Consider the following 13,234-nt stretch of genomic DNA (forward strand, 5'->3'; position numbering starts at 1 on the left):
GCGGTTCTTTCTTTCACATCAATGGTTTGACTTGCGAGGCAATTCGAATGTCGCGCTCGCGGCGCCGCTCTTGCCCAACAAGTTGATATCGAGTTAACTTCGCCTTGAGTTGATTTGCTTTTGCGACGCGCCGGTGAAATTTCGCCGGAGGCATGAGGCCACTTCAGTCGCCGCCGGCAATCCGGCCTGCCCTTTCATCTTATTCCGAGACCCTGTCGATGACCGTTAAGATTACCAGCGCGGCCGCGGTGAATGCACTTGCGGTGCTGCGCAGCATCAACAAAGAAGCCAGTCAGACCCAGCAGCAAGTTTCTTCGGGCTATCGGATCGAGACGGCCGCAGACGATGCCTCCTACTGGTCGGTCGCCACTGTCATGCGCTCGGATAGCACCAATCTAGGCACGATCGGCGATGCGCTGGGTCTCGGCGCTGCCAAGGTGGATGCGACCTACACGGCAATGAATTCGGCGCTCGATCTCGTCAGCCAGATCCGCGCCAAGCTGGTTGCTGCAAGAGAGCCCGGCACCGACAAGGACAAGATCAATGCCGAGATCAGCGAATATAAGGAGCAGCTGAAGACCGTTGTCGAATCAACGTCGTTTGCAGGCGAGAACTGGTTGCTGAACAGTGACAAGACCGCGCCGCCGGCATGGTCGGTCATTTCAGGCTTCGTGCGCGCCTCGACGGGCGAATACCAGGCCCAGACCATCGACTTCCCTTCGTCGCAGACCATCCTCATCGACAAGAACAATGCGAGCGGTGGCCTGTTCACCAAGGCGATTGACGCCCAGGCGATCAACAACAGCGGCACCGGACCGCGGAATTATTACCTGCTGGACGCCGGTTCGACCACGCCGGCGACGGGCAGCGAAATCGCGATCGGCAAGAACACCACCGACGCCCAGCTCGTCGACATGCTCGATGTGACCGACTCCCTGTTCTCCTCACTGACGACGACGGCAGCCTCCATCGGTGTGATGAAGACGCGTATCGACGATCAGATCGATTACGCCGCTGATCTGTCGGATTCGATCGACAAAAGCGTCGGCGCGCTCGTCGATACCGATATGGATGAGGCTTCGATCCGCCAGAAGGCGATTGAAACCCAGAAGCAGATGGCCGTCGAAGCGATCTCGATCCTCAACACGGCTGCGAGCAAGATCCTCATTCTGCTGGAATAGAGCTGGGCGTGATCACTGATGGCGGCGGCGCCATTCATCTTCGCGCAAGTTTGACTTCCTAGTTTCCGGCATGAAGGCATCGTCCGAAAATCGTGCCGGTGCAAGGTCAAGCCCTTGTTCGCTGCGAAGGACATGTCGCGCACAAGGTCATTTTGAACGGGGGCGGGCATGCCGCACGTCTCCCGGACGCTGGATGGTTTCTATGAGCATTTCGCTTTCTCGGTATTTGAAGGACTTCGGCGAACCGAAGCCGTCAGGGCCGATCATCGATATCGACGATTTGGCCGGAGATGTTTTTCCGGAGCCGCCGAGCGAACCGCCGGTCGACCTCGAGGCGGAGCGGCGTGACGCCTATGCGCAAGGCCATGCCGCGGCGACCGCTGATTTGGCCGAGAAATACGAAAGCGAGGCGCGCGCTCTGGCCGAGGCCCATGCGCGCGCGCTCGAGGAACTGAAGATTCGCTATGAAGTGGAGGCGGCGGCGGTCATTGCATCCCGCGTCCGCGATATCGCCGAAGAAGTCGCTCAGCTGGTCAGCGCTGGCGCAGCCAAGGCCATTGCGCCCGTCGTGACGGACGCGCTTGCGGCGAAGGCTGCCGAAAGTCTCGCGGCTTTGCTGCGTGAAGCGATTCTCGAAGGCGCGGCCGGACCGATCGTCGTCAGGGGTCCGACCAGCCTCTTCGACATATTGAAGGCCGAGCTCGGCGAACATGCTGCCGCGGTTCGGCACATCGAGGCAGACGATGTCGATCTAGCCGTCGAAATCGGTGAATCCGTCATCGTCACCCGAATGTCCGCCTGGGCGGCCAGCTTGAAGAAAGTTCTCGAATGAGCGACGGCGAAAACCATCACCACGGCAGAAATGAGATCATTATCGTCAAGCGGCATGGCGGCGGTGATCACGATGGTGCCCACGGCGGTGCGTGGAAAATTGCATATGCCGACTTCATGACGGCGATGATGGCATTCTTCCTGGTCATGTGGCTGGTCAACGCCGCCAACGAGGAGACCAAGGCCGCGGTCGCGACCTATTTCAATCCGATCAAGCTTGCCGACGAAAAGCCGACCGAGAAAGGCCTGAAGAAGCCTGTCGACCATGCCGAGGGCGAGGAGAAGAAGGAAAAGTCGAAACAGAAGGAAGATAATCCGACCGAGGGCAAGTCCGCCGCCGATGGTGACGACCAGACATCGACCTCAGGCGACCAGACCAATTATTCCGAGGCCGATTTCTTCGAGAATCCTTATTCGGTACTCGCCGAGATCGCCCAGGAGGTCGGCCAGCAGGCCAATGTCAGCGCCAAGGGCGATGGCGGCGCGGCCGATTCCGGCCCTGCCACCGGCGCCGATGGCGGTCAAGCCTATCGCGATCCCTTCGATCCGGATTTCTGGACGAAGCAGGTGGAGGTGACAACGGCCGGAAAACCCCTGCCGCCCGGCAAGAGCGAGGAGCAGGCGGCCGAGAGCGAGACGACGGAGATCGCCAAGGCAGAGGATATGAAGCCGGTGCCTTTGGCGAGCGATCAGAAGCCCGCTAAGGAAGCGCCCGCCAAGGAAGCCAAGCAGACCAAGGAAACGACCGGCCCCGCCGAGACCAGGGACGGCAAGGCGACGGATGGCAGGGCGCCTGAGGAGAAGAAGGCGGAAGCTCGGAAGGACGTCGAGCATCAGAAGGAAGCCGACAAGAGCGCGGCTGGGACCGAGCAGCAGAAGAAGGAAGCCGAACAGCTTCAGGCGGAGATCGCGCAACAGATCGGCGGTGTTGCCGGCAAGCTCGCCGAAGGCCTGACAGTGACGGCAGCCGAAGGCGGCCTGCTGGTCAGCATCTCCGACCAGAACGACGATTCGATGTTCAATATCGGTTCGGCCGTTCCGCGCCAGGAGATGGTGCTCGCCATGGAAAAGATCGGGACGATCCTGAAGGAGAGGGGGGGCGCAGTCGCCGTCCGCGGCCACACGGACGGGCGCCAATACAAGAGCGGGCAGAACGAGAACTGGCGGCTTTCGATGGATCGCGCCCAGAGCGCCTATTACATGCTCGTGCGCGGCGGGCTGGACGAGACGCGCGTCTCCCAGGTCTCCGGTTTCGCCGACCGTCGGCTGAAGCTTCCCGCCGACCCGTTCAATGCGGCCAACCGTCGGATCGAGATCCTGGTGCAGGCGGAATAGGGATAGTCGGATGGCGCGTCGGCAGCATCGCTACGTCGGATTTATGGCCCTCGGCCTGGCGATGCTTTCGCCTGCCGCAGGCAAAGCGCAGGATCCGGACGATCTTGCGCCGTACAAGATGCTGCGGTCGCTGCAGTTCGTACAGGATTCCGTCGTCGCCGGCGATCATTCGGCCGGCGAAATGCAGCGCTTCATGTTGGGAACCATCGACGAACGGCTGCGAACGGCCGATACAAAGATTTTCGATGACGACCGCAATGTCGATGCGGCGCTGATCTATACGATGAGCGGCGGCAATCCCCAGACGCTCGAATATCTGATCGCCCATGACGTCAACGGCTATTTCGACAACCGCGTCACCGATGTGCTGCGCAAATATCTGACGGGCAAGGGGCTGCTCGTCGCCAAGACGCTGGAGGAAACCGCTAAGGAATATCGCGACAAGAAGATCGGTCCATACCTGGCGCTGATCGGCGGCAACGTGATGATCGCCAGCAAACCGACAGATGCGCTTGGCCTCTACGACCAGGCACGTCTGGCCGCGCCGGGCACGATTGTCGAGGAGGCGGCCTTGCGCCGTTCCCTCGCCATCTGCGTCGACAAGGGAATGCTCGACAAGGGGCTCGCCTATTCGCAGCGTTATGCCAGACGCTTCCTGCATTCGCCCTATGCTAGCCAGTTCGCCGATCTTTTCGTCAAGCTCGTCGTCGCCCATGATCACGATGTGAAACCGCATGATGTCGTCGATATCCTCTCCTTCATGGATGCCCCGCGCCAGCGCGAGGTCTATCTGCGCATCGCCCGCGCTGCAGCGATAGCGGGCAAGCCTGAGCTGGCGCGCATGGCGGTCGAACATGTGCAGCTGCTTGGCGCGGGTACCGACAATGCCTTCGGCCCGCTGGCAGATTTTTATGGCGGTATGGCCGGCCTTCCGACGGACGATATCGACCAGGCGGCGAAGAACGTCAGCGACATCGATGGTGAAACGCTTTCGCCGCGGGATCAGGCGCTGCAGGCGGCGGCGCGGTCCGTTGCCGAGCAGATCCTGCGTGCGCCGGATCCGGCAAGCTTGACGCAAGCATCCAATCCTAACACTTCTCATCAAGAAATCACTTCTGAAAAGGCTGCTGCGATAGCCACGCAACCGGGGACGCCAAGCGCGCCTCCCGAGCCTGTTCCGGGAGGTGTGGCATCGACTGGCCAGAGCCAGGATACCGACTCCTCATTCAACGCATTTGTGACGACCAGCCGGTCCAAGCTCGACGAGATCGATGGTCTGCTGGCGCAGGAAGGCAACGAACAATGATGGATTTGAGCGTCTCGGGCGGAGCCTCTGGTGCGGAGGCGGCTGCGGCCGCGAAATCCGCCAAGGCTGGAAAGGGCGATGCCACCGGTCAGCAGGGCGGCTTCTCCGATGTGCTTGCCAAGACAGGCGGCAGCGCCTTCGACGACGCGCCCGACGATGCGCAGCCGGATCAAAGTGTCGCCGATGGCGATCCAGGGAAAGTGACACGAACGATCCGCAGCCGCAGCGGCGCCAAACCGCTGATCGATCTCGGCGGCGCCGCGCTCAAGGCACAGGCCGAGGTGCAGCCGGAGACGATCGCCAATGTCGAAAAGGCCGCGGCAAGACCTGCAAAGGATGGGCTCAAACCGCCGGCCGGCGTCGGCAAGCTCGATGCCGAGGATCAATCCGCCGACGAGGCCGCGCAGGCGGCCAAGGGCGTCAAGCGCGTCAAGGCGGAGATCCCGAAAACAGATGCGGATACGGACAGTGAGGCCGATGACGGCGGCATTTCCGATGTGCTCGGGCTGCTGAAGCAGGAGGCCGCCAATGGCACGGCTTCGCCAGCCGTGGCAGCCGTCCATCAAGCCCTCACCAAGACCGGCGAGGCCGGATCTGCCGAGAAGACGACCGTTGGTGTCGACGCCAAAACGAGCGGGCACGCATCCGACGCCCTGGCGGTCGTCAGCGGCAATGTCGAAAGCGTCAAGGCTGATGATATCAGGGTTCCCGGCGCCGAGAACACCGAAGCCGCCGACGGCCGGACGTTCCGGATCAGTCGCGCCGATGGCCGCGGCGTGTCGATGGACGTTCACCGCGGCGCGGAACAGGCCGGGCCGAAGGACGGTGCGAAGAAGACCGATGTCGAAAACGTCTCGGTCCTCGAATCGCGCCGCTATATCGGCTTGGCGCAGAACACCAATTCCGCCGCGGTCACCGCGGCTCTCGCTGGTGACTCCGAATGGGCGCGCGCCATGCAGCCGAGTTCGGCGCTCTCCAACGCGGCGGAATGGACGAGCACCGGCAAGGTGGTCAATACGCTGAAGATCCAGATGAACCCGATCGATCTTGGCCTGGTGACGGCGACCATGCGCCTGGCTGGCGACGCCCTGAACGTCGACCTCAAGGTCGAAACCGGCACAGCCTACCGGCAGCTGAAGGAAGATCACGGCAAGATTCTCGAATCTCTGCGCAGCCAGGGCTATGCGGTCGAAAACGTTACCATCAGCCTGGCCCCCGTCGAGCGGGCCGACGTTGGCAACCAGGCCGACGGCCAGGGGCAGGCCTCCCAGCAGCAGTCGCTGCCGCAGCAAGGGCAGGGCAGCGAGGCGCGCGAGCGCCACAATCAGGTGGCGCAGCGGACGGATGGAGGCTTCAATGGCGCAGGCGAGACCGGTATCGAAGACGTCTTTGCTGGCGGTGCTCGCAGCAGCAGCGCTGGCGGCGTTTACCTCTGAGGCAGCCGCTTCCACCGGTGCCTGCGAACGCGAAATCCAGTCGGCTGCGGTCAAATATGGCATCCCGGAAGGCATCCTCTATTCGGTTGGGCTGACGGAGACCGGTCGCAAGGGCTCACTTTATCCCTATGCCATGAACGTCGAGGGCAGGGCGATTTTTCCGCCTTCGGAAGAGGATGCGATGAGGCAGTTCGATGTCGCCCGAAGAAGCGGGGCGAAGCTAATCGACATCGGATGCATGCAGATCAATCACTATTATCATGGCGAGAATTTCGCCTCCGCCGAAGATATGTTCGATCCGCATCGCAACGTCGAATATGCGGCGAAGTTTCTCCGCAACCTGCATGACCGTCATGAGACGTGGACAATGGCGGTAGCCAGATACCATGCAGGGCCAAATAACAACCCGGCGCAGAAGCAATATGTCTGTCGCGTCATCGCCAATTTGGTGGCCACGGGCTATGGCAAATGGACTCCCAATGCGAGTAACTTCTGCCAAAATTAATTCAACCAAAAATAGAAGTGCCAAATTGTGACGGAACTGTGGCATAATGTGGCGGGAATCCGGCGTCAAATCGACGTGCAAGTCACATTTAACTGCTCGTTAACTTTTCCACGAAACTTTTGTGTGGATATCCGAGCCAGGCCACTAGATGTAGATCAAATCGCAACGCGGGTCTTAATCAATTATTAATTTCCGCCATTCACTTTAACGAGTTGTCGCCGATTCGTGCGATTCGTACCCATAGATCATCGAAGTGCCACACTGATTCGGAGGCGGACGAATGATCGTAGTGGTTGATGAGCGTGAGCTCGTGAAAGACGGATACACATCCCTGTTTGGCCGGGAGGGCATTCCCTCCACCGGCTTTGATCCATCGGAATTCGGCGAGTGGGTACAGACCGCTGCCGATTCGGATATTGCGGCGGTCGAGGCCTTTTTGATCGGTCAGGGCCAACGCAGCTTCGAGCTGCCCCGGGCGATCCGGGACCGCTCGATGGCGCCGGTGATCGCGGTCAGCGACCAGCCCTCGCTCGAAAACACCCTTGCGCTTTTCGATTGCGGCGTCGACGACGTGGTACGCAAGCCCGTCCATCCCCGCGAAATCCTCGCCAGGGCGGCCGCGATCCGGCGCCGGCTGAAGGCGATCGCCAACTACACCGATATCGGCGGCATCCGTGTCTTCTCGGATGGTCGTGACCCCGAGATCAACGGCGAAGTCTTCGCGCTTCCCCGGCGCGAGCGCCGCATCCTCGAATATTTGATCGCCAATCGCGGTCGCCGGGTCACCAAGACCCAGATCTTCAACGCCATCTACGGCATCTTCGATGAGGAGGTCGAGGAGAACGTCGTCGAAAGCCACATCTCGAAGCTGCGCAAGAAGCTGCGCAAGAAGCTCGGTGTCGATCCGGTCGATTCCAAGCGCTTCCTTGGCTACTGCATCGACTGGGCCTGATTTTTCCGGCCGGACAGCGGCGTCCGGCTGAACCTCGAGATTAGCCTCGCTGCTCGCCATCACAGACAGCTTCACGCAAGGCCCGACAAATACTCTCGAGTTTAACAGGTAAAACGAGGTTTTCAGATGAGCATTTTCGGCAGCATGAAGACGGCAGTGTCGGGCATGAACGCGCAGGCAAACCGCCTCAGCACCGTCTCCGACAACATTGCCAACGTGAACACCACCGGTTACAAGGCCGTGTCGACGAGCTTCTCCTCGCTGGTTCTCCCCTCCTCGGGCGGCAATTACAACTCCGGCGGCGTTCAGACCTCCGTGCGCCAGGCGGTCTCCGACCAAGGCGATATTTCTTACACGACCTCCTCCACCGATCTTGCGATTTCGGGCGACGGCTTCTTCATTGTCCAAGGGCCTGACGGCACACCGGTTCTGACCCGCGCCGGCGACTTCCAGAAGGACGACGAAGGCAATCTCGTCAATGCCGCCGGCTTCCAGTTGATGGGCTATTCCTACGACTCCGGCGCTCCTGCCGTCGTCGTCAACGGCTTCGACGGCCTCGTCCCCGTCAACGTCAATCAGGATGGTCTGACCGCAATCGCGTCGACATCAGGTGTCTTCAAGGGGAACCTTGATTCCAACGCCAACGTCGCGCCGGTTGCCCCGGCGACCCTTCCAAGCGCAAACCTCGCGACCACCACCGCCGACACCAAAAAGGTCTCGATGGTCGCCTATGACCGTCTCGGCAACAAGGTGATGTACGACTTCTACTTCACGAAGACCTCGGTGGTTACGCCGCCGCCGGCAACCGGTACCGCTGCAACCTGGGAGGTTGCAGTCTTTCGCAACGCCAACGCGGCGACGGGTGGCACAACTTCATTCCCGTACAGCGCCGGTGGCGCTGTCGGATCGGGATCGCTAACCTTTGACCGTGACGGCAAGATGCTCACTGGCGGCACCCTCAGCATCAACGATACGACCACCGGCCAGACGATAGCAATGGATCTCTCCGGCTTTACTCAACTCGGCGCCGCCTTTTCCGGCACCGGTACGCCGAACGGTCAGGCGGCGACCCCGGTCAAGGACGTCACCATCGACGGCGACGGCATCGTCTACGCCAAGTATGAAGACGGCAGCACCAAGCCACTTTACCGCATTCCGCTCGCCAACGTTGCAAGCCCCGACAAGCTGACGCTGATGAGCGGCAACGTCTACAGCGCCAACGGACAATCGGGCGTCACCGTCACCGGCTTCCCGCAGACCAACGGGCTCGGCACGATCAAATCAGGTGCTCTCGAGGGTTCGAACGTCGATCTCGCCGGCGAACTGACCGAGATGATCGAAGCGCAGCGCAGCTACACCGCCAATTCGAAAGTGTTTCAGACGGGGTCCGACATCATGGACGTCCTCGTCAACCTCAAGAGATAAGTAAGGTAACGGCTAAGCCATGTCGCTCACGTCCGCACTGAATACCGCGCAGAACATATTCAACAATACCGGCACGCAGAGCAGTGTCGTATCGAACAATATCTCGAATGCGGGCAACAAGGATTACGTGCGCCGACAGGCGATGCTCACCACGTCACTCAACGGCGCGCAGGTGGTCAAGATCAACCGGGCACAGGAAGATGCCCTACTGCGTCAGTATCTGAAGACCTCCTCTCAGGATAGTGCCCAGCAGACCCTGCTGGGCGGTCTCGAAGACCTCAAATCGATCATGGGAGGCAACGACTACGAAACGTCGCCGTCCACTTATCTCGGTGTTTTCCAGCAGAAGCTCCAGGCGTTCCGCACCACGCCCGGCAGTACAGTCGCCGCGCAGGGCGCCGTCACCGCCGCCCAGGACGTCGCCAACTCGCTGAACAATGCCTCGCAGTCCGTTCAGGACGTTCGCGCCAACGCCGACAAGGAAATCACCACCGCCGTCGATACGCTGAATACGCTCCTCAGCCAGTTCGAGAAGGCTAACAATGCGGTCAAGACCGCCACCGCCTCCGGTACGGATGCATCCGGCGCTCTCGATGAACGCGAGAAAGTTCTGAAGCAGATTTCGCAAATCGTCGGCGTCAGCGCGACGACGCGCGACAACAACGACATGGTGTTGAGCACGCCGGACGGAACGATCCTCTTCGAGACGATCCCGCGCAAGGTGACGTTCAAGTCCCAGGATATCTATACCGCCACCACGGTCGGCAATTCTGTCTATATCGACGGCGTGGCGCTGCCGCTCGGCAAGGGTTCGACGACGACGGGGCAGGGAAGCCTCCAGTCGCTCCTGCAGATTCGCGACGAGATCGCCCCCAACTTCCAGAAGCAGCTCGACGAAATCGCCCGTGGCCTCGTCTCGCTCTTCAAGGAGCAGAACACGGCAGGCCCCCCGGCCTATGTGCCTGGCCTCTTCACCTGGAGCGGCGGCACGGTAGATACTGGCGCCACCGCGGTCGCCGGCATGGCGTCGACCATCACGGTCAGCACCCGCGTAATCACCTCACAGGGCGGCGATCCGATGCGTCTGCGCGATGGTGGCGTCAACGCCGCCGGCGTCGTCCTGAATACGTCAGGCGTCAGCGGTTATACGGCTGAGCTCGACCGCCTTTATACGGCGATGACATCCGACATGGATTTCGACCCGGCAGCTGGAGCGCCGGTCGGCTTCGACGCCACGACGGGCATCGATTCCAACGTGAGCATCATGGAATATGCCACGAATTCACTCGGCTGGCTCGAGCAGTACCGCAGCAACGCAACGACGGCGGCCGAAAACACTTCGGCGGCACTGTCGCGCTCCGACGAAGCCTATTCCAATGAGACCGGCGTCAACCTCGACGAGGAGCTGACGCTGCTCCTCGACATCGAGCAGTCCTACAAAGCGGCGACCAAGATTCTGAACGCCGTAGACGAAATGTTGAAGTCATTGCTGGATATCGCGAGTTAAGCCATGAAGAGCTCATTTATTTCAAGTTCGGCCATTCAGAATGCGATGCGGTTGACGATCCGTCAGGCGCAGAACCAGATGACGAAGGCGACGATGGAAGCAACGACGGGAGTCTATGCAGACATCGGCATCTCGCTCGGCGGTAATGCGGCCAGGAGCGTGGATTTCACCCGCGAGACCGACAGAATAGACTCGATCAAAGCAAGCAATTCGCTCGTCAGCGCACGCATGGAATCCTCGCAGCTCGGTCTTTCCAAGATGAAGGACGTTGGCGATGGCCTCGTTTCGAAGCTGACGGCGCTGCAGGGCAGCCACGATCCGGGCAGCATAACCGTCGCCATTCAGTCGGCCACCAGCGCACTTTCGACCATGATGGATACGGCCAACACCATGGTGAACGGGGAATATCTGTTCTCCGGCATCAACACCGACGTGCAGCCGCTGACCGACAAGACGACCGCAACCAGTACGGCAATCGTTACCGCTTTGAACACTTATGCAGCCGGCCTTATCCCGCCGAAAGCGGTCAGCGACCTCACCGGCGCTGAAATGGAGACCTTCATCACGTCGACGGTCGAACCGATGTTCAGCGAAGCGAACTGGACGGCTGCGGGGACCGGCTGGTCGCAGGCGTCGAGCCAGAACATGACGAGCCGCATCAGCAACTCGGAAGTGATCGAATCTTCGACCAATGCCAATTCCGAAGGCATGCGCTATTTGGCGCTTGCTTCGGTCATGACCACCGCGCTGCTCGGCCAGAACCTCAGCACCGATGCAATGACGACGGTGTCCAAGCAGGCCATCAGCTACACGGCCAAGGCCACGAGCGGTCTCGTGACGCAGGCAAGCCAGCTCGGCCTCTCCCAGGAGCGCGTCAAGAAGTCCAACGACGCTCTCGACGCTCAGTCGAACATTATCAAGAACAAGCTGGTCGATCTTCAGGGCGTCGATCCGTACGAAGCCTCCACTCTCGTCAAGACTTTGGAAACGCAGCTTGAAACCGCTTACACGATCGTCTCGAAGATCCAGCAGTTGAGTCTCGTGAACTACCTTTGATGAGCAAAGGCGCGCAATAAAGAAGGATGCATGAATGTATCAGTTCTCATATGCCGAAGTCATGCAGGACTCGGTGGCCGACGCGAAAGAGCGGGAATGGCAGGTTCTTGACCGGTCCATAGAGCTGCTGTCGTTGGCGCGCGACAAGGAAAAATACGGCCGGGAAGCCATCGAAGCCCTGTTTTATACGCGCCGGGTGTGGATCAGCTTTATCGAGGATCTGAAACATCCGGAAAACCAGCTGGATGTCCAGCTCAGGGCCAACCTCATCTCGATTGCGATCTGGATATTGAAGGAATGCGACAGGATCAGAAAACGTCTGTCTAACAACTACCAGGGCATCATCGACGTTACCACCATCATCAGGGATGGACTTAAATGAAAAGTACACTACGCATTTCTCTGAAAGCCGGGGAAAGAATCTTCATCAACGGCGCCGTCCTGCGTGTCGACCGCAAGGTCGCGCTGGAATTCCTGAATGATGTGACGTTCCTTCTCGAAAATCACGTCCTCCAGCCGGAAGGTGCGACGACGCCCCTGCGCCAGCTCTACTTCATCGCGCAGATGATCCTCATCAACCCCGAGGGCAAGGAGCACTCGACGGCGATGTTCCGCAAGTCGATCACCATGCTGCTCACCTGCTTCAAGAATGAAGAAATCCTCGCCGAACTGAAGCGCATCGACGCACTTGTGTCGACCGGCCGCGCCTTCGACGCGCTGAAGGCGATCCGCGGTCTCTACGCCATCGAAGACAATATTCTCAACAACCACGAACTGCCGCCGACGATGGTCGAGCAGATCCGCAGGGAGATCGCACCATGGCGGTAGATGCAACGTCAAAAGTGACGAGCTCGACCTCGACCGGCACGTCAAGCTCGACCCAGAAGGCGACGCTGAACTACGACAACTTCCTTCAGCTGCTCATCGCGCAGATGAAGAACCAGGATCCGACCGATCCGATGGATGCAAGTGAGCAGGTCGCTCAGCTTGCGACCTTCTCGCAGGTCGAGCAGACGATCCAGACCAACACCAAGCTGGATACGCTTCTGGCAAGCTCGAGCCTGACGCAGGCCAGCAGCTATGTCGGCAAATATATGGAAAGCGCCGACGGCACCGTCAAAGGCGTCATTGATTCCGTCAAAGTTTATTCCGACGGCATCATTGCGACGACCGCGGATGGCGATAAGATACTCGTGCAGGCGGGAATCACTGTTGCCGACGAGGCGCCGAGCAGCGGCTCCTGACGCAAGGGGCGCCAGGAGCGCGCTAATGCCGATCAATCGCAGCCCTGTTATAGCGGGGCTGCTTCGAGGCGATATGAGGTTGCCTTCAGATGAATGAAGCTGATGCATTGGACCTGTTCCAGGCCGCAATCTGGACGGTCCTGATTGCCTCCGGTCCGGCGGTTCTCGCCGCGATGGTGGTGGGTCTCGTCATTGCCTTGATTCAGGCGCTGACCCAGGTGCAGGAAGCGACACTGACCTTCGTGCCGAAGATTGTCGCCGTGCTGGTCGTGGTCGGAATCACCGCCCCTTTCGTCGGCTCGCAAATCTCCATTTTCACCAATCTCGTCTTTTCGCGCATCCAGACCGGCTTCTAAGCAATTCCCGCAAAACTGCGCAGCGGTTCGACGCCTCATGAATAGCTGAACCGCTTTGAGCCACCTTCGCGCAAGCTTCGCCATTTAATTCTCGATCCGA

The 13,234-nt window shown here is 60.0% G+C and carries 14 protein-coding genes; all 14 read left to right on the forward strand.

Going from position 1 to position 13,234, the window contains the following annotated elements; all coding sequences use genetic code 11:
* Positions 1-218: 218 nt before the first annotated feature.
* The 14 genes from NL154_RS01555 (at position 219) to fliQ (ending at position 13,134) form a co-directional block, all read left to right on the forward strand.
* On the forward strand, positions 219-1,181 hold the full coding sequence (locus NL154_RS01555; RefSeq protein WP_210629195.1) for a flagellin: 963 nt from the start codon (positions 219-221) through the stop codon (positions 1,179-1,181).
* Between the two features lie 202 nt (positions 1,182-1,383).
* The gene (locus NL154_RS01560) at positions 1,384-2,013 is read left to right on the forward strand and encodes a hypothetical protein (protein WP_434733462.1); all 630 of its coding nucleotides are present in this window, start codon (positions 1,384-1,386) and stop codon (positions 2,011-2,013) included.
* Positions 2,010-3,347, forward strand: a complete 1,338-nt coding sequence (locus NL154_RS01565) for a MotB family protein (RefSeq protein ID WP_434733463.1) — start codon at positions 2,010-2,012, stop codon at positions 3,345-3,347. The genes NL154_RS01560 and NL154_RS01565 overlap by 4 nt, the downstream gene beginning before the upstream one ends.
* Positions 3,348-3,357: 10 nt before the next feature.
* Entirely contained in the window at positions 3,358-4,653 is a 1,296-nt protein-coding gene (gene motC / locus NL154_RS01570) for a chemotaxis protein MotC (protein ID WP_221122747.1), read from the forward strand.
* Positions 4,650-6,089: a flagellar hook-length control protein FliK gene (locus NL154_RS01575; protein WP_434733464.1), complete on the forward strand. Its 1,440-nt coding sequence runs from the start codon at positions 4,650-4,652 to the stop codon at positions 6,087-6,089. Before motC ends, NL154_RS01575 begins: the two co-directional genes overlap by 4 nt.
* On the forward strand, positions 6,010-6,594 hold the full coding sequence (locus NL154_RS01580; protein WP_210629190.1) for a lytic transglycosylase domain-containing protein: 585 nt from the start codon (positions 6,010-6,012) through the stop codon (positions 6,592-6,594). Before NL154_RS01575 ends, NL154_RS01580 begins: the two co-directional genes overlap by 80 nt.
* Positions 6,595-6,874: 280 nt before the next feature.
* Positions 6,875-7,546, forward strand: coding sequence for a transcriptional activator Rem (rem, locus tag NL154_RS01585; protein ID WP_064709879.1), 672 nt, complete (start codon positions 6,875-6,877; stop codon positions 7,544-7,546).
* A 126-nt stretch (positions 7,547-7,672) separates the two neighbouring features.
* On the forward strand, positions 7,673-8,971 hold the full coding sequence (locus tag NL154_RS01590) for a flagellar hook protein FlgE (RefSeq protein ID WP_184457300.1): 1,299 nt from the start codon (positions 7,673-7,675) through the stop codon (positions 8,969-8,971).
* Between the two features lie 19 nt (positions 8,972-8,990).
* Positions 8,991-10,478 carry a flagellar hook-associated protein FlgK gene (flgK, locus tag NL154_RS01595; protein WP_210629189.1) on the forward strand — a complete coding sequence of 496 codons (1,488 nt, stop codon included), beginning with the start codon at positions 8,991-8,993 and terminating at the stop codon, positions 10,476-10,478.
* A gap of 3 nt (positions 10,479-10,481) precedes the next feature.
* Complete coding sequence (locus tag NL154_RS01600; protein ID WP_210629188.1) at positions 10,482-11,534, forward strand: flagellar hook-associated family protein; 1,053 nt, start codon at positions 10,482-10,484, stop codon at positions 11,532-11,534.
* A gap of 34 nt (positions 11,535-11,568) precedes the next feature.
* Positions 11,569-11,916 (forward strand): flagellar biosynthesis regulator FlaF, encoded by a 348-nt coding sequence (gene flaF / locus NL154_RS01605; protein ID WP_210629187.1) that lies wholly within the window; start codon positions 11,569-11,571, stop codon positions 11,914-11,916.
* On the forward strand, positions 11,913-12,362 hold the full coding sequence (gene flbT, locus NL154_RS01610) for a flagellar biosynthesis repressor FlbT (protein ID WP_064693845.1): 450 nt from the start codon (positions 11,913-11,915) through the stop codon (positions 12,360-12,362). The genes flaF and flbT overlap by 4 nt, the downstream gene beginning before the upstream one ends.
* Positions 12,353-12,778 (forward strand): flagellar hook assembly protein FlgD, encoded by a 426-nt coding sequence (gene flgD, locus NL154_RS01615; protein WP_434733465.1) that lies wholly within the window; start codon positions 12,353-12,355, stop codon positions 12,776-12,778. The genes flbT and flgD overlap by 10 nt, the downstream gene beginning before the upstream one ends.
* Before the next feature lie 89 nt (positions 12,779-12,867).
* Positions 12,868-13,134, forward strand: coding sequence for a flagellar biosynthesis protein FliQ (gene fliQ / locus NL154_RS01620; RefSeq protein WP_210629185.1), 267 nt, complete (start codon positions 12,868-12,870; stop codon positions 13,132-13,134).
* Positions 13,135-13,234 lie beyond the last annotated feature (100 nt).

The sequence above is a fragment of the Rhizobium sp. YTUHZ044 genome (genome assembly GCF_051123975.1).
Taxonomy (GTDB): domain Bacteria; phylum Pseudomonadota; class Alphaproteobacteria; order Rhizobiales; family Rhizobiaceae; genus Rhizobium.

Excerpts from the sequence above, each read along its gene's own strand:
- NL154_RS01580 (WP_210629190.1), top strand. The coding sequence starts at position 6,010 with ATGGCGCAGGCGAGACCGGTATCGAAGACGTCTTTGCTGGCGGTGCTC.
- NL154_RS01555 (WP_210629195.1), top strand. The coding sequence starts at position 219 with ATGACCGTTAAGATTACCAGCGCGGCCGCGGTGAATGCACTTGCGGTG.
- flaF (WP_210629187.1), top strand. The coding sequence starts at position 11,569 with ATGTATCAGTTCTCATATGCCGAAGTCATGCAGGACTCGGTGGCCGAC.
- fliQ (WP_210629185.1), top strand. The coding sequence starts at position 12,868 with ATGAATGAAGCTGATGCATTGGACCTGTTCCAGGCCGCAATCTGGACG.
- NL154_RS01575 (WP_434733464.1), top strand. The coding sequence starts at position 4,650 with ATGATGGATTTGAGCGTCTCGGGCGGAGCCTCTGGTGCGGAGGCGGCT.
- NL154_RS01565 (WP_434733463.1), top strand. The coding sequence starts at position 2,010 with ATGAGCGACGGCGAAAACCATCACCACGGCAGAAATGAGATCATTATC.
- flgK (WP_210629189.1), top strand. The coding sequence starts at position 8,991 with ATGTCGCTCACGTCCGCACTGAATACCGCGCAGAACATATTCAACAAT.
- rem (WP_064709879.1), top strand. The coding sequence starts at position 6,875 with ATGATCGTAGTGGTTGATGAGCGTGAGCTCGTGAAAGACGGATACACA.
- NL154_RS01590 (WP_184457300.1), top strand. The coding sequence starts at position 7,673 with ATGAGCATTTTCGGCAGCATGAAGACGGCAGTGTCGGGCATGAACGCG.
- flbT (WP_064693845.1), top strand. The coding sequence starts at position 11,913 with ATGAAAAGTACACTACGCATTTCTCTGAAAGCCGGGGAAAGAATCTTC.
- NL154_RS01560 (WP_434733462.1), top strand. The coding sequence starts at position 1,384 with ATGAGCATTTCGCTTTCTCGGTATTTGAAGGACTTCGGCGAACCGAAG.
- NL154_RS01600 (WP_210629188.1), top strand. The coding sequence starts at position 10,482 with ATGAAGAGCTCATTTATTTCAAGTTCGGCCATTCAGAATGCGATGCGG.
- motC (WP_221122747.1), top strand. The coding sequence starts at position 3,358 with ATGGCGCGTCGGCAGCATCGCTACGTCGGATTTATGGCCCTCGGCCTG.
- flgD (WP_434733465.1), top strand. The coding sequence starts at position 12,353 with ATGGCGGTAGATGCAACGTCAAAAGTGACGAGCTCGACCTCGACCGGC.